20 protein-coding genes are annotated in these 22,227 nt (G+C 72.7%); 5 read left to right on the forward strand and 15 right to left on the reverse strand.

The features are described from left to right. Positions 1-78: 78 nt before the first annotated feature. A complete protein-coding gene (locus ACWCXC_RS26535; RefSeq protein ID WP_450679931.1) occupies positions 79-1,410 on the reverse strand; it encodes an N-acetylmuramoyl-L-alanine amidase in 1,332 nt (443 codons plus the stop codon). A gap of 401 nt (positions 1,411-1,811) precedes the next feature. Between ACWCXC_RS26535 and ACWCXC_RS26540 the strand changes: the two genes are divergently transcribed. Continuing rightward, complete coding sequence (locus ACWCXC_RS26540) at positions 1,812-4,028, forward strand: terpene synthase family protein (protein ID WP_450679930.1); 2,217 nt, start codon at positions 1,812-1,814, stop codon at positions 4,026-4,028. 55 nt (positions 4,029-4,083) lie between these two features. Here the strand turns inward: ACWCXC_RS26540 and ACWCXC_RS26545 are convergent, their stop codons facing one another. The 6 genes from ACWCXC_RS26545 to ACWCXC_RS26570 form a co-directional block, all read right to left on the reverse strand. Then, entirely contained in the window at positions 4,084-4,584 is a 501-nt protein-coding gene (locus ACWCXC_RS26545; RefSeq protein WP_018550733.1) for a hypothetical protein, read from the reverse strand. Positions 4,585-4,635: 51 nt separating this feature from the next. Beyond that, complete coding sequence (locus ACWCXC_RS26550; RefSeq protein ID WP_450679929.1) at positions 4,636-5,043, reverse strand: ACT domain-containing protein; 408 nt, start codon at positions 5,041-5,043, stop codon at positions 4,636-4,638. Between the two features lie 77 nt (positions 5,044-5,120). Then, entirely contained in the window at positions 5,121-6,287 is a 1,167-nt protein-coding gene (locus tag ACWCXC_RS26555; RefSeq protein ID WP_450679928.1) for a thiolase domain-containing protein, read from the reverse strand. Continuing rightward, a complete protein-coding gene (locus tag ACWCXC_RS26560) occupies positions 6,280-7,332 on the reverse strand; it encodes a thiolase domain-containing protein (RefSeq protein ID WP_450679927.1) in 1,053 nt (350 codons plus the stop codon). The genes ACWCXC_RS26555 and ACWCXC_RS26560 overlap by 8 nt, the downstream gene beginning before the upstream one ends. Beyond that, positions 7,333-8,277 (reverse strand): Zn-ribbon domain-containing OB-fold protein, encoded by a 945-nt coding sequence (locus ACWCXC_RS26565; protein WP_450890730.1) that lies wholly within the window; start codon positions 8,275-8,277, stop codon positions 7,333-7,335. A 50-nt stretch (positions 8,278-8,327) separates the two neighbouring features. Beyond that, the gene (locus tag ACWCXC_RS26570; RefSeq protein ID WP_450890731.1) at positions 8,328-9,128 is read right to left on the reverse strand and encodes a crotonase/enoyl-CoA hydratase family protein; all 801 of its coding nucleotides are present in this window, start codon (positions 9,126-9,128) and stop codon (positions 8,328-8,330) included. Positions 9,129-9,295: 167 nt separating this feature from the next. On the opposite strand from ACWCXC_RS26570, the gene ACWCXC_RS26575 reads away from it, so the two are divergent. The 3 genes from ACWCXC_RS26575 to ACWCXC_RS26585 all read left to right on the forward strand — a co-directional run bounded on the left by ACWCXC_RS26575 (position 9,296) and on the right by ACWCXC_RS26585 (position 13,255). Beyond that, entirely contained in the window at positions 9,296-10,915 is a 1,620-nt protein-coding gene (locus ACWCXC_RS26575; protein ID WP_450890732.1) for an acyl-CoA synthetase, read from the forward strand. Between the two features lie 151 nt (positions 10,916-11,066). Beyond that, positions 11,067-12,146 (forward strand): right-handed parallel beta-helix repeat-containing protein, encoded by a 1,080-nt coding sequence (locus tag ACWCXC_RS26580; protein ID WP_450890733.1) that lies wholly within the window; start codon positions 11,067-11,069, stop codon positions 12,144-12,146. 50 nt (positions 12,147-12,196) lie between these two features. Next, positions 12,197-13,255 carry a methyltransferase gene (locus ACWCXC_RS26585; RefSeq protein ID WP_450679922.1) on the forward strand — a complete coding sequence of 353 codons (1,059 nt, stop codon included), beginning with the start codon at positions 12,197-12,199 and terminating at the stop codon, positions 13,253-13,255. A gap of 76 nt (positions 13,256-13,331) precedes the next feature. On the opposite strand, the gene ACWCXC_RS26590 is transcribed toward ACWCXC_RS26585, so the two are convergent. From ACWCXC_RS26590 to ACWCXC_RS26620, 7 genes are all read right to left on the reverse strand, one after another. After that, positions 13,332-13,655 (reverse strand): TcmI family type II polyketide cyclase, encoded by a 324-nt coding sequence (locus tag ACWCXC_RS26590; protein WP_450679921.1) that lies wholly within the window; start codon positions 13,653-13,655, stop codon positions 13,332-13,334. A gap of 73 nt (positions 13,656-13,728) precedes the next feature. Beyond that, the gene (locus tag ACWCXC_RS26595) at positions 13,729-14,208 is read right to left on the reverse strand and encodes an SRPBCC family protein (RefSeq protein WP_450679920.1); all 480 of its coding nucleotides are present in this window, start codon (positions 14,206-14,208) and stop codon (positions 13,729-13,731) included. Between the two features lies 1 nt (position 14,209). Then, positions 14,210-14,467 (reverse strand): acyl carrier protein, encoded by a 258-nt coding sequence (locus ACWCXC_RS26600; protein WP_450890734.1) that lies wholly within the window; start codon positions 14,465-14,467, stop codon positions 14,210-14,212. A 39-nt stretch (positions 14,468-14,506) separates the two neighbouring features. Beyond that, positions 14,507-15,745, reverse strand: a complete 1,239-nt coding sequence (locus tag ACWCXC_RS26605; protein WP_450890735.1) for a beta-ketoacyl synthase N-terminal-like domain-containing protein — start codon at positions 15,743-15,745, stop codon at positions 14,507-14,509. Then, positions 15,742-17,010: a beta-ketoacyl-[acyl-carrier-protein] synthase family protein gene (locus ACWCXC_RS26610; RefSeq protein ID WP_450679917.1), complete on the reverse strand. Its 1,269-nt coding sequence runs from the start codon at positions 17,008-17,010 to the stop codon at positions 15,742-15,744. Before ACWCXC_RS26610 ends, ACWCXC_RS26605 begins: the two co-directional genes overlap by 4 nt. Beyond that, positions 17,007-17,441, reverse strand: coding sequence for a cupin domain-containing protein (locus ACWCXC_RS26615; RefSeq protein ID WP_383633959.1), 435 nt, complete (start codon positions 17,439-17,441; stop codon positions 17,007-17,009). Before ACWCXC_RS26615 ends, ACWCXC_RS26610 begins: the two co-directional genes overlap by 4 nt. 74 nt (positions 17,442-17,515) lie before the next feature. Beyond that, a complete protein-coding gene (locus ACWCXC_RS26620) occupies positions 17,516-18,637 on the reverse strand; it encodes a TcmI family type II polyketide cyclase (RefSeq protein ID WP_450679916.1) in 1,122 nt (373 codons plus the stop codon). A 254-nt stretch (positions 18,638-18,891) separates the two neighbouring features. On the opposite strand from ACWCXC_RS26620, the gene ACWCXC_RS26625 reads away from it, so the two are divergent. Then, positions 18,892-20,526, forward strand: a complete 1,635-nt coding sequence (locus ACWCXC_RS26625; RefSeq protein ID WP_450890736.1) for an FAD-dependent oxidoreductase — start codon at positions 18,892-18,894, stop codon at positions 20,524-20,526. A 15-nt stretch (positions 20,527-20,541) separates the two neighbouring features. Here ACWCXC_RS26625 and ACWCXC_RS26630 read toward each other — a convergent pair whose 3' ends face one another. Further along, a complete protein-coding gene (locus tag ACWCXC_RS26630; RefSeq protein WP_450890737.1) occupies positions 20,542-22,065 on the reverse strand; it encodes an alpha/beta fold hydrolase in 1,524 nt (507 codons plus the stop codon). Positions 22,066-22,227 lie beyond the last annotated feature (162 nt).

A 22,227-nucleotide genomic window follows, 5' to 3' on the forward strand; every position in this document is an offset into this window, starting at 1 on the left:
GCGACCGCTCTGTGGGTGCTCTCCCCGAGGCTGGTGCTCTCCCCGGACCTCCCGACGCGCCGCGCTGCTGTGCGCGCGTCAGCGGGTGCGGACGATGTCCACGTCGGAGGCCTTGACGAAGGCGATCCGGTGGCCGATCTGGACCGTCACGTACGTCTCCTTGCCCGGGAAGTAGCTGTGGTCCAGGGGGTAGGAGGCGTCGATCGTCGGCGCGTAGAAGAAGCCCGTGGGGGCCTCGCCGCCGCCGGGGTAGGACTGGCCCGCCTTGATCGTGTACGGGAGGACGGCGCCCACGCGCTTGTCGCCGAAGTCGGCCGGGTATTCGGACTTCTCCGGGTACGCCACCCCGTACACCGGCACCGCCGTCTTCCCGGCCTTCGGGCGGACGATCGTGCCGGAGGTGGGGAGGGTGGTGCGGGTGTGGGCGGGGGTGCGGAACCACGCCTTCTCGCCGTACCACCAGATCGCGGTCCAGCCGGGCGCGCGGTCGGCGACGACGGCCTGCTGGGTTGCGCTGATCTTGCTGCCCCAGTCGGCGGCGCAGGTGGTGCCGGGCGAGCCGTCGGTGTGGAGTCCGGGGTCGGAGAAGAGCGGGGCGTCGTCGGAGGGTGCGGTGTGCAGGGGCACGGCGCTGGAGCCCTGGACGGGCAGGTCGACGCCCTTCTCGCAGTCGCGGAACGCCTGCCGGTTCTCCGCGAACCGGGGGCTGACCGTGACAAGTGCGCTGCTCCTGGCCGCCGTCGGCACGGGCGGCTTGCCGAGCAGGGTCATGAAGCGGTTCCAGTCCCAGTAGGGTCCCGGGTCCCAGTGCATGCCCTTGGTGCCGGCGGCGCTGGTGGGCGGCACCCCGTCGTGGCCGATGATGTGCTGGCGGTCGAGCGGGATGTCGTACGTGGCGGCGAGATAGCGCACCAGCGCGGCGGTCGAGCGGTACATCTCGGGGGTGTACCAGGTGGCGCCCTCGGTGGCGACGCCCTCCTGCTCGATGCCGATCGAGTGGCTGTTGACGTACCAGTTCCCGGCCTGCCAGGCGACGTCCTTGTTCTTCACCATCTGGGTGACATGGCCGTCGGCGGAGCGGACGACGTAGTGCGCCGATGCCTGCTTCAGCGGGTTCTGGAAGATCTTCAGGGTGGTGTCGAAGTCCTCCTCGGTGTCGTGGAGGACGATGAACCTGATCTTGTTGGTGTGGGGCCGGTCGGCGGTGTCGTAGTTGCCGTACGTCTCCTTGTCGGCGGGGTCGCCGGTCTGCTGGTAGGCGGCGGGCACCCAGTCGCAGGAGAGGCCCCGCGGGCACTCCGGGCGCGCTGCGTCCGCACCGGCGTGTGCGGCGGGTGCGAGCAGCGCGAGGCTCAGGGCCCCGGCCGCGGTGAACGCGAGTGCGCGTCTGGTCCTCTGCTTGGACGTCATGACAACCCTTCTCGGAGCCGGGCGTTTCCCGTGCCGTGCGTGTCGTGCGGTGTGCGGGTTCCGATCTCGTGATCAGTGGTGCGCGCACACTCTCCGGCTCGGGGTGATGAGACGTCAAGAGTGGTGTGGGGCCCGCGAGTCGAGCCACTGGACCAGACCACTGGCACCCCCTGTGACCTGCACCGGGAAAGCCGGGGCCGGACGTCTGGCGGTGTCGCGTTACCCGGGCTTTACGTAGTGCCGGGAGGCCGCCGCACGGTGCGCCGTCACCCGAACGGGCGTAGTTCTCGTATGACTAATAGTCCTCGGACATGCCCCGAACGGACGCAGGGTAGGGCTCGCGCCGACCGGACCGCTCCGCGTGGCAGGCACGCGGAGGCCCAGCGAAAGGCCTGACGCACATGGCACAGCCGTTCACCTTGCCGGACTTCTATGTCCCGTATCCGGCGCGCCTCAATCCCCATGTGGAGGAGGCGCGGCAGCACACGAAGACGTGGGCCCGGGCCATGGGGATGCTGGAGGGATCGGGCATCTGGGAGGAGAAGGACCTGGACTCCCACGACTACGCGCTGCTGTGTGCCTACACCCACCCCGACTGCTCGGCGGAGGCGCTGTCCCTGGTCACGGACTGGTACGTGTGGGTCTTCTTCTTCGACGACCACTTCCTGGAGCTGTTCAAACGGACCCCTGACCGCGAGGGCGGCAAGCGGTATCTGGACCGGCTGCCGGCGTTCATGCCGATGGAGCGCGGGGCGCCGACGCCCGAGCCGACCAATCCGGTCGAGGCGGGACTGGCGGACCTCTGGGCGCGGACGGTGCCCAGCATGTCGGACGCGTGGCGGCTGCGGTTCGCGGAGGCCACGAGGAACCTGCTGAACGAGTCGTTGTGGGAGCTGGCCAACATCAACGAGGGGCGCATCGCGAACCCCGTGGAGTACATCGAGATGCGCCGCAAGGTGGGCGGTGCCCCGTGGTCGGCGGGGCTCGTCGAGTACGCCGCCGGGGCCGAGGTCCCCGAAGCCGTGGCCGGGGAGCGGGCGCTGCGCGTGCTGCGGGACGCGTTCTCCGACGGTGTGCACCTGCGCAACGACCTCTTCTCGTACCAGCGCGAGGTCGAGGAGGAGGGGGAGAACAGCAACGGGGTGCTGGTCCTCGAACACTTCCTGGGCTGTTCCACCCAGGAGGCGGCCGAGGCGGTCAACGACCTGCTGACCTCCCGGCTCCAGCAGTTCGAGAACACCGCGCTGACCGAAGTGGGTCCGCTGTGCGCCGGCAAGGGCCTGGACGCGGCACAGACCGCGGCGGTCCTCGCGTATGTGAAGGGGCTCCAGGACTGGCAGTCGGGCGGTCACGAGTGGCACATGCGCTCCAGCCGCTACATGAACGACGGCGGGGCCCCGCAGGCCGCTCCGGGCTTCGGGATGGCCGCCGCCTCCCTGCGGTTCACCCCCCGTTCCGAGTCGGCGCGGCTGCGCAGCCACGCGCATGTGCCGTATCAGCACGTGGGCCCGTCCCTGCTGCCCGACATCGATCTGCCCTTCGGGACGACGCTCAGCCCGCATCTGGAGGGCGCCAGGGAGCGGATGGTCGTCTGGGCGCGGCGGATGGGCATCCTGGAGGCGCAGCCGGGGGTGCCGGGTTCGCACATCTGGGACGAGGAGCGGCTGCGGGCGATCGACCTTCCGCTCTGCGCGGCCGGTATCCATCCGGACGCCACGCAGGACGGGCTCGACCTGTCCTCGGGGTGGCTGGCGTGGGGGACGTACGGGGACGACTGGTTCCCGGTCGTGCACGGGCGCACCCGCGATCTGGCCGGGGCGCGGCTGGCCAATGAGCGGCTCTCGCTGTTCATGCCGCTGGACGACTCCCCGCCGCCGGAACCCCGCAACGCGCTGGAGCGCGGTCTCGGTGATCTCTGGCAGCGCACGGCGGGGCCGATGGACGACGCGGGACGGCGCGCGTTCCGTACCTCCGTCGAGGAGATGACGGCGAGCTGGCTGTGGGAGCTGGCCAACCAGGCGCAGAACCGGATCCCCGACCCGGTGGACTACGTCGAGATGCGGCGCATGACCTTCGGTTCGGACCTGACGATGAGCCTGTGCCGGCTCGGGCACGGCCGGAAGGTGCCGCCGGAGGTCTACGGGAGCGGCCCGCTGCGCTCCCTGGAGAACGCGGCGGCCGACTACGCGGCGCTGCTCAACGACCTGTTCTCGTACCAGAAGGAGATCGAGTACGAGGGCGAGGTGCACAACGGGGTCCTCGTCGTGCAGAACTTCTTCGGGGTCGACTATCCGACGGGGGTGCGGATCCTGTACGACCTGATGACATCGCGGCTGCGGCAGTTCCTGCACGTCGCCGAGTACGAACTGCCTGTCCTGTACGACGACTTCGCTCTCGACGCCGAGGCGCGGGAGACCCTGGCCGGGTACGTCCAGGAGCTGAAGCACTGGCTCGCGGGCATCCTGATCTGGCACCGGGGCTGCCGGCGCTACCGGGAGGAGGACCTGCGGCGCGGCACGGCCGCCCCGTGGCACCTGGGCGGTCTGCCCACCGGGCGGGGCACCTCGGCGGCGCGGGTGACCACGCTGTTCGCGGGTCTCGCGGGGGCGCGGGGGTAACCGCGCGAGGCGCGGGCCCGGCGTACCGTCCGGGCCCGCATGCGCCGCGCCGGCCTCAGCCCTGCTGGAAGAGCTCGGCCGGGAGGGGCTTCAGCAGGGTGTAGAGGTCGTCCGTGATCGGACGGTCCCAGCTGGCGATGGTGACGAGGACGCCGTCGCTGCGGTCGAACTGGACGCAGGAGATACGGCTCTCGGAGAGCTTCACCCGGCGGACGATCAGGAGGTTGTCGCCCTGCATCACGGGCATGTCCTCGGTGCCGGTGACCTCGACGGGCTCGTCGTTCTCCAGGGCGAGGAGGAGCTGGGCGACCTCGAAGGGGACCTGGCCCTCCTCGGTCTCGCGGGCGGGCGAGCCCTCCGGGAGGTTGCCGATGATCATCGCGGGGCCGCGGCCGCCGAACAGGTCGTAGCGCAGGAAGACGCCCTGACAGCTGCCGTCGGGGGCGGGCAGCAGACCGGCGCCGAGATTTCCGGGCCAGTCACCCGGGTCCATGGCCAGGACGTCGAAGTCGGGGCCGGCGGGTGTGGCGGCGCTACGGCGGCGGAGGAAGGACATGGAGACATGTTACGTGCCGGGGCCCGCCCCGCCGAGCCGGGCCGGATCCGGTCATCCGCTGCGCGACTCGGCCGCCAGGCGCTCCAGGACCGCGAGGGCCTCCTCGGCCCGGTCGTGGGGGACGAAGAGGTGGTCGTGGTGGAATCCGGCGACGACGTTGCAGCTGATGCCGGCGTCGGTGAGGGCCAGGGCGACGGCGGCCGTCAGGCCGACGGCCTCCAGGGCCGAGTGCACACGCAGCGTGATCCAGCCGGCGGTGTAGGTGAAGGCCAGTCCGGCGGCGAGCGCCTGCTCCTCCGGGAGCACCAAGGTCAGGCCCTCGGCCTCATGGACCGTGACGACCGGCTCGGTTCCGGGTGGGACCCGGCCGCCGGGCACCGTCGCGTAGACATGGCGTCCGGGGTGCAGCTCCGGGCGCAGCCCGCTCAACAGGGTCCGCAGATCGCTCTCAGCCGTCACCCCCTCACGCTAACCGGGGTGAGAGGTCCGCGCGTCCCCCGGACGGCGGGCGGTGGCCGCCGTCCGGGGGACGCGGTTCAGGCGGCGGGGGGTTCGGCGCCGACGAGCCACATGGAGAAGAACTGGGCCCCGCCGCCGTAGGCGTGGCCCAGCGCCCGACGGGCTCCCTCGACCTGGTGCTCGCCCGCCCGGCCGCGGACCTGGAGCGCGGCCTCGGCGAAGCGGATCATGCCGGAGGCGCCGATGGGGTTGGTCGAGAGCACCCCGCCGGAGGGGTTCACCGGCAGGTCGCCGTCGAGTTCGGTGACGCCGGCCTCGGTGAGTTTCCAGCCCTCGCCCTCGGCGGCGAAGCCGAGGTTCTCCAGCCACATCGGTTCGTACCAGGAGAAGGGCACGTACATCTCGACGGCGTCGATCTCCCGGCGCGGGTCGGTGATCCCGGCCTGGCGGTAGACGTCGGCGGCACAGTCCTTGCCGGCCTGCGGAGAGACGAAGTCCTTGCCGGCGAAGAGGGTCGGTTCACTGCGCATGGCGCCGCCGTGCACCCAGGCGGGCGGGTGCGGCGAGCGGGCGGCCCCGGCCCGGTCGGTGAGGACCATGGCGCAGGCGCCGTCGGAGGAGGGGCAGGTCTCGGAGTAGCGGATGGGGTCCCAGAGCATCGGTGCGGCCTGGACCTTCTCCAGGGTGATGCCGGGGTCGTGGATGTGGGCGTACGGGTTCTTGAGGGCGTTGCGCCGGTCCTTGTAGGCGACGAGGGAGCCGACGGTGTCCGGGGCGCCGGTGCGGCGCATGTAGGCGCGGACGTGGGGGGCGAAGAAGCCGCCCGCGCCGGCCAGCAGCGGCTGCTGGAAGGGGATGGGGAGCGAGAGGCCCCACATCGCGTTGGACTCCGACTGCTTCTCGAAGGCGAGCGTGAGGACGGTGCGGTGCACGCGCGCGGCGACCAGGTTGGCGGCGACGAGCGCGGTCGAGCCGCCGACCGATCCGGCGGTGTGGACCCGGAGCATGGGTTTGCCGACCGCGCCGAGCGCGTCCGCGAGGTACAGCTCCGGCATCATCACGCCCTCGAAGAAGTCGGGGGCCTTGCCGATGACCACGGCGTCGATGTCCGCCCAGGTCAGTCCGGCGTCCTCCAGGGCGGCGACGGCGGCCTCGCGGACGAGTCCGGCCAGCGAGACGTCGTGGCGGGCGGCGACGTGCTTGGTCTGGCCGACGCCGACCACGGCCACGGGCTCCTTAGGCATGAGCACTCTCCCCTTCGAGGACGGCGACCAGGTTCTGCTGGAGGCAGGGGCCGGAGGTGGCATGGGCGAGCGCGCGGCGGGACTCGCCCCGGTGGATGCGGGCGGCGGCCTCGCCGATGCGGATCAGTCCGGCGGCCATCAGCGGGTTGGCGGCCAGCGCGCCGCCGGACGGGTTGACGCGGACCTCGTCGCCGAGGCCGAGTGCCGTGCGGAGCACGATCTCCTGCGAGCTGAAGGGGGCGTGCAGCTCGGCGGTGTCCACGGGGCGTTCGAAGGCTCCGGCGCGTTCGGCGGCGAGCCGGGTGGAGGGTGAATCGGTGAGATCGCGCAGGCCCAGACCGTGGGCCTCGATGCGGTGGTCGATGCCGCGGATCCAGGCGGGGCGCGCGCAGAGGGCGCGTGCGGTGTCGTCGGCGGCGAGGATCACGGCGGCGGCGCCGTCGCCGACCGGCGGGCAGTGGCCGGTCCGCAGCGGCGCGACGAGGTGGTCGCCCACGGGAACGTCCCCGGCGAGCTGGGCGTGCGGGTTGGCGGCGGCGTCCGCGCGGCTGCGGGCGGCCACGGCGGTGAGCGCGGCGTCGTCGGTGGCCCCGGCGTCGATGAGGGCCTGGGCCTGGAGGGCGGCGAGCGCCACGGAGTCGGGCCAGAGCGGGGCGGTGTAGTACGGATCGAGCTGGCGGGTGAGGACGTCGCGGACGCGGCCGGGCGAGGACTTGCCGTAGGAGTAGACGAGGGCGGTGTCGGCCTCGCCCGTCCGGATCTTCACCCATGCCTCGTAGAGCGCCCAGGCGCCGTCCATCTCGACATGGGACTCGGAGATCGGCGGGTGGGCGCCGACGCCGTCGAGCGCCATGGTGAAGGAGAACGCCCGGCCGGCCAGGTAGTCGCTGGAGCCGGAGCAGGTGAAGCCGATGTCGCTGGTCCGCAGGCCGGTGGCGTCGAGGACCCGGTGCAGGACCGGCATCACCATCTCGACCTCGGAGAGTTCGTCGGTGCGCCGCAGATGGTCGGTCTGCGCGAAGGCGACGATCGCTACGTCTCGCATCTACAGCAGCTCCTTGTACGCGTCGTAGTCGGCGTCCGGCTCTCCGGTCGGGCGGTAGTGGTCGGGGTGGCGGGCTCCCTCGGTCCAGACGGGTTCGACGCGCAGCCCCATCCGCACCTGCTCGTAGGGGATGCCGCCGATCCGGGCGTGCAGGGCGAGGTCCGCGCCGTCCAGCGCGATGTGGGCGTAGACGTAGGGGACCTCGATGTCGAGGTTCTTCGCCTTGATGTTGACGACGCAGAAGGTGGTGACCGTGCCGCGCGGTCCGACCTCGACCTGTTCGGCGGTGGCGACGCCGCAGGTGGGGCAGGCGCCGCGGGGCGGGACGTAGACCTTGGCGCAGGACGGGCAGCGTTCGCCGACGACGCGGCGGCCGGCCAGGGCCTGGAGGTAGTCGCTCTGGGCGCGGCCCGGGGAGTAGGTGTAGTCGAGGCGGGCGGGGGTGACGATGCCGGTGACGGGGTCGGCGAACCTGCCGTCGTGCGGGGCGGCGGCGGGGCCGGCCGGGCCGTCGTACGGTTCGAAGCAGGCGATGTCCGTGATGGCGCCGGTGCGCTCCCCGGCCCAGCGGATCCGGACGCGCATGCCGGTGGCGACGGCGTCGGGCGCGGGGGCGTCCAGCACGTGCAGGAGTGCGGTGTCGGCGCCGTCGAGCCGGACGAGCACCCAGGCGAAGGGGGTGTCCAGGGGCTGGTCGCGGCCGGGGTACGGGTTCCAGGCCCAGGTGGTGACGGTGCCGGTCGGGGCGACCTCGACCAGATCGCGCAGTTCCCCGGCGGTGACCGGGTCGTACTCGACGGGCGGGACGAGCACCCTGCCGTCGTCGGTGCGGACGCCGAGGACGGTGCGTTCGCGCAGTCCGGTGAGGAAGGCGCTCTGGACCGGGCCGAGGGAGCGGGTGAAGGGGAATTCGACCACCAGCGGTGCGCTGAGGACGTCGGGCACGGGTGCCTCCTTGGTTGGGGGTGCCTTCCGGCGGGTTCCGAGGGCAACCGCTAGGCCCGGCGGTAGACCGGCGGACGTTTCTCGGCGAAGGCGCGGGCGCCCTCCTTGGCGTCGGCGGTGGAGAACACGGGCCAGCCGCGCTCCAGTTCGGCCGCGAGGCCGTCCGTCTCGGTCATCTCCGCGGTCTCGTAGACGGACGCCTTGACCTCCTCGACGGCGAGCGGGCCGCAGGCGTTGATCTGCTCGGCGACGGTGAGGGCCGCCTCCAGGGCGGTGCCGTCGGGGACGACGCGGCCGACGAGTCCGATGCGCGCGGCCTCCTCGGCCGTGTAGGGGCGGCCGGTGAGGAGCATTTCGAGGGCGTGGGTCCGGGCGATCTGGCGGGGCAGCCGGACGGTGGAGCCGCCGATCGGGAAGAGACCGCGGCGGACCTCGAAGAGGCCGAAGACGGCGCCCTCGCCGGCGATGCGGATGTCGGTGCCCTGGAGGATCTCGGTGCCGCCGGCCACGCAGTGGCCCTCGACGGCGGCGATGACCGGCTTGCGGGGCCGGTGGTGGCGGAGCATGGCCTTCCAGTGCAGATCGGGGTCGGCCGTCATCCGGTCCCGGTACTGCTCGCCCTCCATGCCGCCGCCCGCGAGGGCCTTGAGGTCCATGCCGGCGCAGAAGCAGCCGCCGGCCCCGGTGAGGACGACCGAGCGGACCTCGTCGTCCTCGTCGGCGGCCAGCCAGCCGTCGTACAGGCCGACCAGCATCGGCAGCGAGAGCGCGTTCTTGCTCTCGGGCCGGTTCAGGGTGAGCACCAGTGTGGCGCCTTCGCGCTGCACGGTGAGGTGTTCCGTACCGCCCATGGTCTGTCTCCCGTCGTCAAGGCTAGAACAGGTTGCAGGAGTACGGGAGGCAGTTCAATAGTTTTCTGACAGTCAGTCAGTTTTCTTCGTCCGGTCCCCTTCCCAGTTGTGCCGGTGGGCGCTCTAATGACCGCCGGGCCACTCAGCAACCGGGGTCAGGAGGAACGGTGGAGTACAACCTTGCCGACCTGTTCGAATCGGTCGTCGACGCTGTCCCGGAACGCGAGGCGCTGGTCTACGTGGACCATCCCGGTACGGGCGCCGAGCGCAGGCTCACGTACGCGGAGCTGGACGCGGCGGCCAACCGCGTCGCCCACCACCTCCTGGACGCCGGCATCCGGCCCGGCGAACACCTCGGCCTGCACCTCTACAACGGCGTCGAGTACCTCCAGACGGTCCTGGCCTGCCTGAAGGCGCGCATCGTCCCGGTGAACGTCAACTACCGGTACGTGGAGGAGGAACTGGTCTACCTCTACCGCGACGCCGACCTCGTGGCCCTGGTCTTCGACGCCGAGTTCGACGCGCGCGTGGCCGCCGCCGTGCCGCAGGCCCCGGCGCTGCGCCATCTCGTCCGCGTCGGCACCCCGGCGGCCGGATCGCCCGGCCCCGCGGCCCTGGACTTCGCCGAGGTGGACGCGTCCGGAGACTCCGGGCGGGGCTTCGCCCCCCGGTCGGCGGACGACCAGTTCATCATCTACACCGGCGGCACCACGGGCATGCCCAAGGGCGTGATGTGGCGCCAGGAGGACCTGTTCTTCTCCGGACTCGGCGGCGGGGCGCCCACAGGCGACCCGGTCAAGACCCCGCAGGAGCTGGCCGAACGGGTGGCCGCGGGCGGCGAGGGCATCACCTTCTTCCCCACTCCCCCGCTGATGCACGGCACCTCGACGCTCACCGCGTTCATCGGCTTCAACTTCGGCCAGCGGGTCGTGGTGCACCGCAAGTTCGTGCCGCACGAGGTCCTGCGCACCATCGAGAAGGAGAAGGTCACCAGCGTCTCACTGGTGGGCGACGCGATGCTGCGCCCGCTGATCGACGCGCTGAAGGGACCGTTGAAGGGCACCGACTGCTCGGCGCTCTTCTCCGTGTCCAGCTCGGGCGCGATCATGTCGGACTCGGTGCGGGCCGAGTTCCAGTCCCTGGTCCCCCATGTGATGCTGCTGAACAACTTCGGCTCCTCCGAGTCCGGCTTCAACGGCACCGCGACCCCCGACTCCGGCCCCCGCAACGGCTTCCGCCTCCGGGTCAACGCCCGTACGGCGGTCGTCGACCCGGCGACCTTCGAGCCCGCCGCCCCGGGCGAGCCGGGCCGGATCGCCCAGCGCGGCCATGTGCCGCTCGGCTACTACAACGACCCGGCGAAGACCGCCGAGACCTTCTTCCGCCGGGGCGAGGAGCGCTGGGTGCTGCTCGGCGACATGGCGACGGTCGACGCGGACGGCATCGTGACCGTGCTGGGCCGGGGTTCGCAGTGCATCAACACCGGGGGCGAGAAGGTCTATCCGGAGGAGGTCGAGCAGGCCCTGAAGTCCCATCCGGACGTGTACGACGCGCTGGTCGCGGGCGCTCCCGACGCCCGCTGGGGCAACCAGGTGGCCGCCGTGGTGCAGGTGCGGGAGGGGGCCCAGGCGCCCACGCTCGACGAGGTGCAGGCGCACTGCCGGACCCGGCTGGCCGGCTACAAGATCCCGCGCCGGCTGGTGATCGCGCCCCGGATCCAGCGCTCCCCCAGCGGCAAGGCGGACTACCGCTGGGCCCGCTCCGTGATCACCCCCGCCGGGGACTGACGGGCCGCCCGCGCGGTGTCACCCGAGTGCGCGGCCCCGCGGCCCGCGCGGGCGGGCGGCCACTCCGGCCGCGTAAGCCATTCGGGCACGCCCCGCGCACGAGCGGACACCCTGCGTGGCACCGGAGGGTGATCGCCCATAGCTTCGGCTCATGAGGAAACGACACATCAAGGCCCTCGTGGGCATCGCAGCCGCCTCGGCCGCCGGCCTCGGCGTGCTCGCCCCGACCGTTCCCGCCGCCGCCACGAGCGGCCATGTGGTGCGTCCGGGCCAGTCCATCCAGGCGGCGGTGGACGCCGCACACCCCGGCGAGACGATCGTCGTCGCGCCCGGCACGTACCGCGAGAGCGTCCTGATCACCACGCCCGGGATCACGCTGCGCGGCGCCGGGGACCGTACCGTCATCGAACCGGGCACGGGCACGGGCACCGCACGGGCGGGCAACGCCTGCGCGCGGGCCGGCAACGGCATCTGCGTCCTCGGCACCGCCGGGCACACCGTCGACGGGGTCGCGCTGCGGTCCCTGCGCGTCGCCGGATTCACCAGGAGCGGCGTCTGGGCCTCGTGGACCGACCGGCTGGAGGTCCGCGAGGTGACCTCCGCGGACAACGGCGTCTGGGGCATCGCCCAGCAGCGCTCCACCCGCTCCGACCTGCGGGACAACACCGCCCGCGGCAACGGCGACGCGGGCATCTTCGTCGCCAACAGCGTCGACGAGGAGGACGGCGCCTCCGACACCGGCGGCACCCGGGTCCGGGGCAACACCCTCAGCGACAACCGCATCGGCTTCACCGCCCGGCGCGTGCGCAACCTCGCGGCGCGCGACAACACCGTCACCGCCAACTGCACGGGCGTCTTCGTCGTGGGCGACGAGGGCACCCCGCACGCCGGGGACATGTCCATCCGGTCCAACCGGGTCACCGGCAACAACAAGTTCTGCGCCGCCACCGACCGGCTGCCCGCGCTCCAGGGCTCGGGGATCGTCCTGACCGGTACGGAGTCGACCGAGGTGCGGTCCAACACGGTCCGCGACAACGTGGGCGCCGGCCCGCTCGCCGGGGGCATCGTGCTCTTCAAGAGCTTCGTGGGGGCCAAGAACAACGACAACACCATCACCGGCAACGTGGTCCTGGACAACGGCCCCGAGGACCTCGCCGACCGTGACACCGGCACGGGCAACCGTCTGACGGGCAACGTCTGCGGAACGTCCGCCCCGGCCGGACTGTGCTGACCGGATCCCCCCGCACACCGCGGCCCCCGCACGAGGAGAAGCGAGACGGCATGACCACCGTGAGCACCACCCCCACCACCCCCGTCCAGCCCCTGCAGACCCCCCAGCCGGCCATGCGGCTGCGCGAGATCGTGTTCGGCGCGGCCCGTGCGGCGGCCGTGCGCGCGGCGGCGCGGCTGGGCGTGGCCGACGCGCTGGGCGAGACCCCGGCCACCGCGGCCGAACTGGCCGAGGCGGTGGGGACCGAGGCCGCGCCGCTGCGCCGGCTGCTCCGCGCCCTGTCCTGCTACGGCGTCTTCACCGAGAACGCCGACGGCACCTTCGCGCACACCGACATGTCCCGGCTGCTGCGCGAGGACGACCCGCAGAGCCTGCGGGCCATCTCCCTGTGGTGCACGGAGCCGTGGACCTGGGAGGTGTGGCCCCGGCTGGACGACGCGGTGCGCACGGGCGGCAACGTCTTCCAGGACGTGTTCGGCAAGGAGTTCTTCGACTACCTCCACCAGGACGCCCACGAGTCCGCACAGGTCTTCAACCGGGCGATGACCACGTCGAGCGTGCAGTCGGCGCTGGACGTGGCCGCGCTGCTCGACCTCACCGGGGTGTCCGTGGTCGCGGACATCGGCGGCGGCCAGGGGCATGTGCTGGCGAGTCTGCTGGAGAAGCACCCCTCGGTCAGGGGCACGCTCATGGACCTGCCGGGCGTGGTGGCCCGCGCCGACGAGCGGCTGCGCGAGGGCGGGTCGCTCGCCGGCCGGGCGAGCATCGTCTCCGGCGACTGCCGCGAGGGCATCCCGGTCGCGGCCGACCTCTACATCATCAAGAACATCCTGGAGTGGGACGACGACAGCACCCGCCGGGCGCTGCGGGCCGTCGTCGCCGCGGCCCGTCCGGGGGCGCGGGTCGTCGTCATCGAGAACCTGGTGGACGACACCCCGTCGATGCGGTTCACCACGGCCATGGATCTGCTGCTGCTCCTGAACGTCGGCGGGGCCAAGCACACCCGGCAGAGCCTGGTCGACCGGCTGTCGGACGCCGGTCTGCTGATCGGTGAGATCCGGCCGGTCAATCCGTATCTGCACGCCTTCGAGTGCGTGGTGCCCGACTGACGGGAGCACACCCGGCGCGCGGAAACGCCCCGGGTCCGGCCGTTCGGCCGGACCCGGGGCGTTCTCGGTGGCGCGGTCAGCCGCGCTCCCAGTGGTAGAACTCCCGCGCCATCGCGTCCTTCGGCCCCCGCCAGGTCTGCGGGTCGTAGGGGCTGACGAAGGCGGTCAGCCGGTCGCTGATGTCCTTGAACGCGGGGTGCTCGGTCACCTTGGCGATCTCCGGGCCGGGCGGGCGCTCCGACTCGATCAGATGCAGATAGACGTCGCCGAACTGGAAGAGCTTGCGCCGGGTGACGCCGACCAGGTGCGGGAGTTCGCTGTCGTCGGACGCGGCGAACAGTTCGGCGATGTCCGGGGCCGATCCGGGTGCCATCCGGGCGACGATCAGGGCGTGGTGCATCGGGGCTGCCTTTCTCGTACGCCGTCCGGGACCCGGCCGTGGGGCGGGGTCCCGGACGGGGTGTGGTGGGGCGTCAGTTGGCGGGGACCGCGGCGGATCGGCGCTCCCGGTCGCGCTGTTCGATCCTGTCCCGGATGAGTTCCATCTGGACGCGCGAGTTGCGGTTGATGTTGTCGGTCATCCAGGCGTCGTCGACCGGGGCGTCCGGGCGCATCGCGAAGTCCTGCGTCCAGCGCATCCGGGTGCCGCCGGGGACCTCGGCGTACGTCCAGTGGATGTCCATGTGGGCGAACGGGCCGGTCTCGACCCGGCGGGCCCGGACCTCGCGTGCCGGCCGGTCGGTGGTGCGCTCGGAGACCCAGCTCCACACCGTGCCGTTCTCGTCGGGGTGCATGGTGAGGCGGAACACGGTGCGCTCGCCGTCCCGCTCCATGACCTCGACCGAGGCGTACTCGCTGAACAGCTGCGGCCAGTTCTCCAGGTCGTTCGTGATCTCCCAGACCAGGTCCAGGGGGGCGGCGATGACGATCTCGTTCTCGGTGTGTCCGGACACGTCAGGCTCCTGTCATGAGGCTGTTGTTGACGAGGTCGAGGAACTCGCGAGGCGTCTTGCACCGGTCGGCGTCGGCGGGCAGCGGGCGGCCGTGGCGGTTCTCCAGCACGCCGACGATGCCGAGGAGTCCCAGCGAGTCGAGGCCGAACTCGTCGAAGGCCGTCTCGGACCGGCTCTCCATCTCCTGCGGGTCGACGGTCAGTCCGGCGCCCTTCTTCATGAGGGCGGCGAGTTCTTCGTACGTCAGTCGGTCGGTCATGGGACTTCTCCTTCGCTCACGAGGGGGTGTCGGTGGGGGTCACGCGGGGCGCCGCAGCACCATCGCCGCGTTCGAGCCCATGAGGCCGCGGCTGAGCACGAGGGCCGTGCGCAGTTCGGCCGGGCGGGCCCGGCCCATCACGAGGTCGAGGTCGTGGCAGACCTCGAAGACGTGGGGGGTGGGCGGGACCAGGCCGTCCTCCAGGGCGAGGACGGCGGCGGCGGTGTCCAGCACGGGGGCGCCGCAGTAGGCCCGTCCGATGCCGGTCTTCGGCGCGGTGACGGGGACGCGTCGGCCGTGGGCGCCGAGCGCGTCGGCCAGCGCCAGCGCCTCGGCCCGGTCGGCGTCGGGCACGCCGAGGGCGTCCGCGAAGACCACGTCGATCTCCTCGGGCGCCACCTGCGCCTCGCGCAGCGCGCCCTCGATGGCGCGGGCGAGCCCTTCGCGGGACTCCTCCCAGCGCATCGCGGTGGTGAACGTGGCGGCGTGGCCGGCGATCTCGGCGCGGATCCGGGCGCCGCGCCCGCGCGCGGCCTCCTCCGCCTCGACGACGAGCATGGCGCCGCCCTCGGCGGGCACGAAGCCGCAGGCGTCGGCGGTGAAGGGGCGGTAGGCGCGGCTCGGGTCCCGCTCGGCGCTCAGATCGCGGTAGCCGAGCTGGCAGACGACCGAGTAGGGCGCGAGGGGGGCCTCGGCCGCGCCGACCACCATGGCGTCGGTGCCGCGGCGAACCGAACGGGCGGCGTGCGCGAGGGCGTCGAGCCCGCCGGCCTCGTCGCTGGCCACCACGCCGCAGGGCCCCTTGAAGCCGCCGCGGATCGAGATCTGGCCGGTGCTGGCGGCGTAGAACCAGGCGATCGACTGGTAGGGGCCCACGTAGGTGGAGCCCTGGCCCCAGAGCCGCTGGAGTTCGCGCTGGCCGAACTCGCCGCCGCCGGAACCGGCCGCGGTCACCACGCCGACGCCGAAGGGGGCGTCCTCGTAGTCGGCGCGGCCGAGCCGGGCGTCGTCGAGCGCCATGTCCGCCGCGGCCATCGCGAAGTGGGTGAAGCGGTCGGTCTGGACGAGGTAGCGCTCCTCGATGAGCGCGACCGGGTCGAAGCCCCGGACCTCGCCCGCCACATGGAGCGGCAGGTCCTCGCAGCCCTCCCGGGTGACCGCGTCGAGGACGCTCATGCCCTCCTGGGTCCGCTTCCAGAATGCCTCGGTGGTGGTGCCGTTGGGGGCGACGACACCGATGCCGGTGACGACGGCGTTCCGGTCGTTTCGGGTGCTCATGGAGTCCTCCCGCCGGTTCTGGTGAGGGCCACCGCGGACTGGAATCCGCCGAATCCGCTGCCGACCGACAGCACGTTGCGCAGCGGGAGCGGGCGGGCGGTGCGGGGCACGTAGTCGAGGTCGCACTCGGGGTCCGGGGACTCGTAGTTCGCCGTCGGCGGCACCGTCTGGTGGACCAGGGCCAGCACGCAGGCGGCGATCTCTATCGCCCCGATCGCCCCGAGCGAGTGGCCGACCATCGACTTGATGGAGCTCATCGGGACCTTGCGGGCGTGCTCGCCCAGGGCCCGTTTGACGGCCGCGGTCTCGTGCCGGTCGTTCTGCTTGGTGCCGGAGCCGTGCGCGTTGACGTAGTCGATGTCGCGGGCGGCGATGCCGGCGTGGCCCAGGGCCCGTTCGATGGCCTCGGCCATCTCCAGCCCCTCCGGGGTGAGCCCGGTCATGTGGTAGGCGTTGCCGAAGGTGGCGTACCCGGCGATCTCGCAGTACACGGTGGCGCCGCGGGCGCGGGCGTGCTCCAACTCCTCCAGGACGAGGACGGCTCCGCCCTCGCCCATGACGAAGCCGTCGCGGCGCGCGTCGAAGGGGCGGGAGGCGTGCTCCGGGTCGTCGTTGTTGGGCGAGGTCGCCTTGATCGCGTCGAAGCAGGCGACGGTGATCGGGGTGATCGGGGAGTCGGAGGCCCCGGCGACGCAGACGTCGACGCGGCCCTCCTCGATGGAGTGGAAGGCGTACCCGATCGCGTCGAGGCCGGAGGTGCAGCCCGTGGAGACGGTCTGCACGGGGCCGTGCGCGCCGACCTGTTCGGCGACGGCCGAGGCGAGCGTGGACGGGGAGAAGGCGCGCTCCAGATGGGGGCCGGCCCTGCGGTGGTCCACGTCCCAGCGGGCGCCGCTCTCGCTGACCGCGACGTAGTCGTGCTCCAACCGGGTGGTTCCGCCGACCGCCGTGCCGAGGGAGACGCCGACGCGCCAGGGGTCGGTGCGCTCCATGTCGAGTCCGGCATCGGCCAGGGCCTCGCGGGCCGCCACCATCGCGAACTGCACATAGCGGTCCGCGCGGGCGATCGCGTCCTCGCCCAGTCCGTGGGTCGCCGGGTCGAAGTCGCATTCGGCGGCGATCCGGGACCGGAAGCCGGCCGGGTCGAAGAGGGTGATGCCCCGGGTCGCGGTGCGGCCGTTGGCCAGCAGGTCCCAGAAGGCCGGGGTGCCGATGCCGCCCGGGGCGACGACACCGACTCCCGTGACGGCCACGCGCCGGGTCACGAGGCGGCCTCGCTTCGTTCTGGCGGGGCGCCGCGCTCGGCCGTCTCGGTGACCTCGGTGTCGACGTGGCCGAGTTCCGGGCGGGGGGCGAGCGGACCGAGGTGGAAGACCATGCGGGCCTCGATGTCGCCGACGTTGCGGAAGCGGTGGCGCACGTGCGGCGGGATCAGCAGGCCCTGGTCGGGCCGCATCGCGTGGGTCTCGCCGTCGAGGTCGACCTCCAGGAGCCCGTTCACCACGTAGACGAACTCCTCGGAGTACGGGTGGTAGTGCTCGCCGATGCGGTCCCCCGGCTGCACGATGGCCAGTCCCATGAAACCGCTGGTGGCACCGACGGCCGTCGGGGTGAGGAGGGCGCGCAGATCACCTCCGCGCCTGCGGTTGGGCTGGGTCTCGCTGAGGTCCACGATGCGTGGCCGGTGCGTGGTCATGACTGCTTCCTCCTGGCGTTGTGCGCGGTGTGACGACGGGTTGAGCGAGAACCCCCCGGGTGCTGGGGCGCGTCTCAGGACTCGGCGGCCCGCCGGTCGGTGATGAGCCGCATCTCGGACCGGGCGAGGACGCGCGCGGCATCCTGGTCGGTGGCCGGTACGGCGGTGGCCTCCCCGTCGAGGAGGCGGGCCAGGCGGGCCGCCTTCCCGTGGCCGTCGATGCCGAGGGCCTGGGCGGGGTTCGCGTCCAGCGGGCCGCTGACCTCCAGGAGGCGGACGACGACGTCGTCGCGCTGGAAGATCGTGCTGCTCTCGATGGGGCTGCCGGGGTCGTCGGCGGCCTCCTCGTCGTGGCCGGCGAGCAGCCGGGCCAGCGCCATTCCGCAGCCTTCCTTGGCCTGGTAGTACAGCGCGTGACGGTCGATCAGGTCGGGGGCGTGCCGGCCGGTGGTGACGTGGTGGACGGTGGGCAGGGCCGCGCGGGTGAAGAACATCCGGGCCGAGTCGGGGTCGGAGAGGTCGCGGTCCTGCTCCAGGTACGGGTTCAGCGCCTCCTCGACGGCCCGGACCTCGGGCTGGCGGGAGACGTGGCGCAGTGCGGCGAGCAGGTCGCCCTCGACCTCGACGGCGCGGACCACCCGGTTGCCGTGCATGAAGAGGGAGGTGCGGCGCAGCCGGGTGTGGTCGTCGACGCGGGCCTGCGGGGAGTCGTAGTCGGCGAGGATCTTCGCGACGGCCTCCTCGGTGCCCGGCCGGACGGTGAACGTCAGCGCGTGGCGCACCACGCCGTCGCCGACCCGGGGCGAGGGCTGGAGGCCCGTCCGCTCGGTGCCGGGCACCGTCTCGAAGCCCTTGCCGGTCTCGCGCAGCACGCTGAAGCGCAGCGAGCGGGTGTCGCGCACGCAGTTGTGCAGCGGCTGCACGGTGGCGACGTGCTCCTCGCTGTTGACCCAGGCGAGGAAGGGCGGGGCGCTCTCCCACTCGCTGGTGATCAGCCACTGCGAGGGGTTCTCGATGGACTGGCACAGCTGGTCGCTGAGGTGTCCGGGCACGGACGCCACCTGGTTGCGCAGGTGCTCGTACGCCTCCAGGAACTGCTGCTGCGCGCCGTCGTACAGATCCAGCAGCAGAACGACCCGCAGCCGGGATCCGTCGAACGCGGACTGGGAGATCCGTTCCGAGAGGGTGGTGGTCATCGTGCGAACTCCTTCGAGACGGTGGGGGGCCGGCGGGCGCCGGCGGGACCGTCGAGTGGGGGGGCCGGAGCGGGGAGTCTCCCGTCGGACGCGCACGGTGCGCCCCGGACCGCGGGAGCCGTCTCCGTGACCGATCGTGGAACGCTGGTCCGGCTGACGCGAGATTTATGAACCGTTCAGGTGAGCGGGCGTCCGAAGGTCTCCGGCGAGGGCACAAACACTGCATCTGTACGGCGTCCGAGCAGGAGCGATTGATGAACGAGAACGTCGACGTGCGTGTGCCGGTCCTCATCGTGGGCGGCTCGCTGGTGGGCCTGTCCGCGTCCCTTTTCCTCGGCCGGCTCGGCGTCGGGCATCTGCTGGTCGAGAAGCACGCGGCGACCTCCACGCACCCGCGCGGACGGGGCAACAACGTCCGCACGATGGAGATCTTCCGGGGTGCCGGGGTGGAGGAGCCGATCCGGGCCGCGGCCACGGTCCTGGCGGAGAACCACGGCATCCTCCAGGCCGGTTCGCTGACCGGTGACGACCAGGAGTGGCTGTTCAAGGAGATCGACCCGGGCGGGGCGCTCGCCCGGTTCAGCCCGAGCGGCTGGTGCCTGTGCAGCCAGAACGACCTGGAGCCGGTGCTGCTGGACCGGGCCCGGGAGCAGGGCGGCGATCTGCGGTTCTCGACCGAGCTGATGTCGTTCGACGCGGACGCCTCGGGGGTCACGGCCGCGGTGAAGAACCGGGAGACGGGTGAGCACACCACGGTGCGGGCGGACTATCTGATCGCCGCCGACGGTCCGCGCAGCCCGGTGCGGGAGCAATTGCGCATCGGCCGTTCGGGTGCCGGCGACCTGTTCCACAACGTGAGCATCACCTTCCGCTCGCACCGGCTGGCCGAGGTGCTGGGCGACCGGCGCTTCATCGTCTGCTACCTGACGAATCCGGAGGCGGACGGCGCGCTGCTGCCGGTGGACAACGTCAGCGCATGGGTGTTCCACGCGCCGTGGCGGCCGGACCGGGGCGAGACGCTGGAGGACTTCACGGACGAGCGGTGCGCGGCGCACATCCGCCGGGCGGTCGGGGCACCCGATCTCGATGTGGAGATCACCGGCCGGGCGCCGTGGCACGCGGCCGAGCGGGTGGCCGACCGCTACTCCCGGGGCCGGGTCTTCCTGGCCGGGGACTCGGCGCACGAGATGTCGCCCACGGGGGCGTTCGGCTCCAACACCGGCATCCAGGACGCGCACAACCTGGCGTGGAAGCTGGCCGCGGTGCTGCGCGGCGAGGCCGGGCCCCGGCTGCTGGACACCTACGAGGCGGAGCGGCTGCCGGTGGCACGGGCGACGAGCGAGCGGGCGTCGGCGCGTTCGGGTGAGCACAGCCACCCGGGGTACGCGGCCCCGCCGACCGTCGGCGGCGGCAAGCGCGGCGGCATGCTCAACGTGGCCCTGGGCTACCGCTATGTGGAGGGTGCGGTCCTCGGCGTGGGCCCGGACCGGCCGGTGGTGCCCGAGGGCGTCCGGCTGACCGGCGAGCCGGGCAGCAGGGCGCCGCATCTGTGGCTGCGGCGGGGCGGGGAGCGGATCTCCACGCTGGATCTGTACGAGCGGTCCTTCGTGCTGCTCGCGGACGCCTCGGACACGGTGTGGCGGGCGGCCGCCGCCCGGGTCGCCGAGCGGCTGAGGGTGCGGCTCGACGCGTACGGGATCGGCACCGGCCCCGGCGCCGATCTGGAGCCGGAGGCCGGTGCGGACTGGGCCGAGGCGCACGGGACGGACCGGGAGGGCGCCGTGGTGGTGCGCCCGGACGGTTTCGTCGCCTGGCGGGCGGAGTCGGCCGTGGGGAACACCGAGCAGGCGCTGTACGAGGTCATGGCGGCGCTGCTGCGCCGGGACTGAGCGAGGGCGCGGGGCTCAGCCCACGCCGAACGACCGGAGGACGGACAGGAATTCCTCCGGTCGTTCGGCGTGCACGCGATGGCCGGCGTCGACGGTGACGAACAGGGCACCGGGGATGCGGCCGGCCATACGGGCGAGGTCCTTCTGGGCGACGTGGCTGGCCGAGCCGCCGCCGATGACGAGCGTGGGGGCGGTGATCCGGCCGAGGAGGTCCCATCCGGCCGGGTCGGGGGCGTTGAGCTGGGCGTCGGTGGAGGGGACGAGGCGCCAGTCGAAGTCCAGCTCCCCGTCGGGGCGTTCGGGCACCGGCCGGGGCGGGTCCAGCGGGAGGGGCGGGGGCACCTCCTCCAGCACCAGGCGGCCGATCAGCCCGGGCTGGCGTTCGGCGAGCAGCAGGGCGGCCGCGCCGCCCATGGAGTGGCCGACGACGGTGGCGCCGGCCAGGTTGCGGGCCTCGATGAAGGCGTGCAGGTCGTCGCGGAACAGCTCGAAGGAGTAGCGGCCGGGCCAGTCGCTGAGTCCGTGGCCGCGGAAGTCGAAGGCGTACACCCGGTGGGCGGCGGCGAGCCGTTCGGCGACCGTGGTCCAGGTGGCGCCGGATTCGCAGCGGCCGTGGACGAGGACGACGGGCGGGGCGGCGGGGTCGCCCCAGACGCGGTGGGCGAGGCGGATTCCGCCCGCCTGGACGCTGCGCACGTCCGGGTCGAGGAAGGCGGTGACGGTACGGACGAAGGCGCCGGGGTCGTCGAGCCACGGGAAGTGCGCGGCGCCGCGCTGGACGGCGAACTCCGACTCCGGGAAGAGCGCGGCCAGTTCGGCGGCCCGGTCCGGGGTGGGGACGCCGTCGTACTCACCGGCGAGGACGAGCACGGGGGCGGGGAACGCGCGGAGCGCGGGCAGGGTCGCGGCGGGGTCGAACGCCCCTTCCTCGGTGTACGCCCGCGCCGCCGCCGCGTTGATCTGCCCGGGGGCGGCCGCGGCGTGATCCCTGGCCGCCGCGTCCCAGCGTCCGTAGAGGAAGGGCCGTGCGGCGGCGCGGAGTTCGTCGGTCGGGTGCCCGGCCCGGATCCGCTCCAGGGCGGCGCGCGCCTCCTCGTACCAGGGTTCGGCCGCGCGCAGCGCGGCGGCCTCGCGGACCTCGCGGTCCCCGGGGACGAAGCCGACGGCCCGGGTGGCGGGGGTGACGAGGACGAGGCTGCGCAGGGCCCCGGGGTGGCGTGCGGCGTAGAGCACGGCGAGGTCGGCGCCCGCCGAGTGGGCCAGCAGATCGACGCGCGCGAGGCCGAGGTGGCGGCGCAGCGCCTCGACGTCCTCGACCTGCCGGTCGCACCGGCAGGAAGACAGATCGTCCGGTACGGCGGAGTCCCCGCTGCCGCGCGGGTCGAGCACGATCAGCCGCCGGACGGCATGGAGTCCGCCGAGGTCGCCGAGGTAGGCGCCGGCCCGCATCGGGCCGCCCGGGAGGCAGATCAGCGGTGCGCCCTCTCCTGAGTCGCGGTAGGCGAGTTCGGTCCCGTCGTACGTACGAAAAGTCGGCATGGACCCATCCAAACAGGGCCGCCCGGGTGATGCGGCCGTGTTCGGTACGGGCGTATCCGCGCTCAGGGCGGGGCGGCCGCGCCGGATGCGTCCCGCCTCTTGCCACGCGGCCCGAGATCCTGACTTACTGCTCCCCAGGAGAGCGACCGAATGATCGGTCGA

This window comes from Streptomyces sp. NPDC001515, assembly GCF_053597115.1.

Bases quoted from the DNA above. Each gene is read 5' to 3' on its own strand.
- ACWCXC_RS26580 (WP_450890733.1), top strand. From the start codon at position 11,067: ATGAGGAAACGACACATCAAGGCCCTCGTGGGCATCGCAGCCGCCTCG.
- ACWCXC_RS26555 (WP_450679928.1), bottom strand. From the start codon at position 6,287: ATGCCTAAGGAGCCCGTGGCCGTGGTCGGCGTCGGCCAGACCAAGCAC.
- ACWCXC_RS26625 (WP_450890736.1), top strand. From the start codon at position 18,892: ATGAACGAGAACGTCGACGTGCGTGTGCCGGTCCTCATCGTGGGCGGC.
- ACWCXC_RS26585 (WP_450679922.1), top strand. From the start codon at position 12,197: ATGACCACCGTGAGCACCACCCCCACCACCCCCGTCCAGCCCCTGCAG.
- ACWCXC_RS26615 (WP_383633959.1), bottom strand. From the start codon at position 17,441: ATGACCACGCACCGGCCACGCATCGTGGACCTCAGCGAGACCCAGCCC.
- ACWCXC_RS26535 (WP_450679931.1), bottom strand. From the start codon at position 1,410: ATGACGTCCAAGCAGAGGACCAGACGCGCACTCGCGTTCACCGCGGCC.
- ACWCXC_RS26545 (WP_018550733.1), bottom strand. From the start codon at position 4,584: ATGTCCTTCCTCCGCCGCCGTAGCGCCGCCACACCCGCCGGCCCCGAC.
- ACWCXC_RS26620 (WP_450679916.1), bottom strand. From the start codon at position 18,637: ATGACCACCACCCTCTCGGAACGGATCTCCCAGTCCGCGTTCGACGGA.
- ACWCXC_RS26570 (WP_450890731.1), bottom strand. From the start codon at position 9,128: ATGGGCGGTACGGAACACCTCACCGTGCAGCGCGAAGGCGCCACACTG.
- ACWCXC_RS26560 (WP_450679927.1), bottom strand. From the start codon at position 7,332: ATGCGAGACGTAGCGATCGTCGCCTTCGCGCAGACCGACCATCTGCGG.
- ACWCXC_RS26600 (WP_450890734.1), bottom strand. From the start codon at position 14,467: ATGACCGACCGACTGACGTACGAAGAACTCGCCGCCCTCATGAAGAAG.
- ACWCXC_RS26630 (WP_450890737.1), bottom strand. From the start codon at position 22,065: ATGCCGACTTTTCGTACGTACGACGGGACCGAACTCGCCTACCGCGAC.
- ACWCXC_RS26605 (WP_450890735.1), bottom strand. From the start codon at position 15,745: ATGAGCACCCGAAACGACCGGAACGCCGTCGTCACCGGCATCGGTGTC.
- ACWCXC_RS26540 (WP_450679930.1), top strand. From the start codon at position 1,812: ATGGCACAGCCGTTCACCTTGCCGGACTTCTATGTCCCGTATCCGGCG.
- ACWCXC_RS26590 (WP_450679921.1), bottom strand. From the start codon at position 13,655: ATGCACCACGCCCTGATCGTCGCCCGGATGGCACCCGGATCGGCCCCG.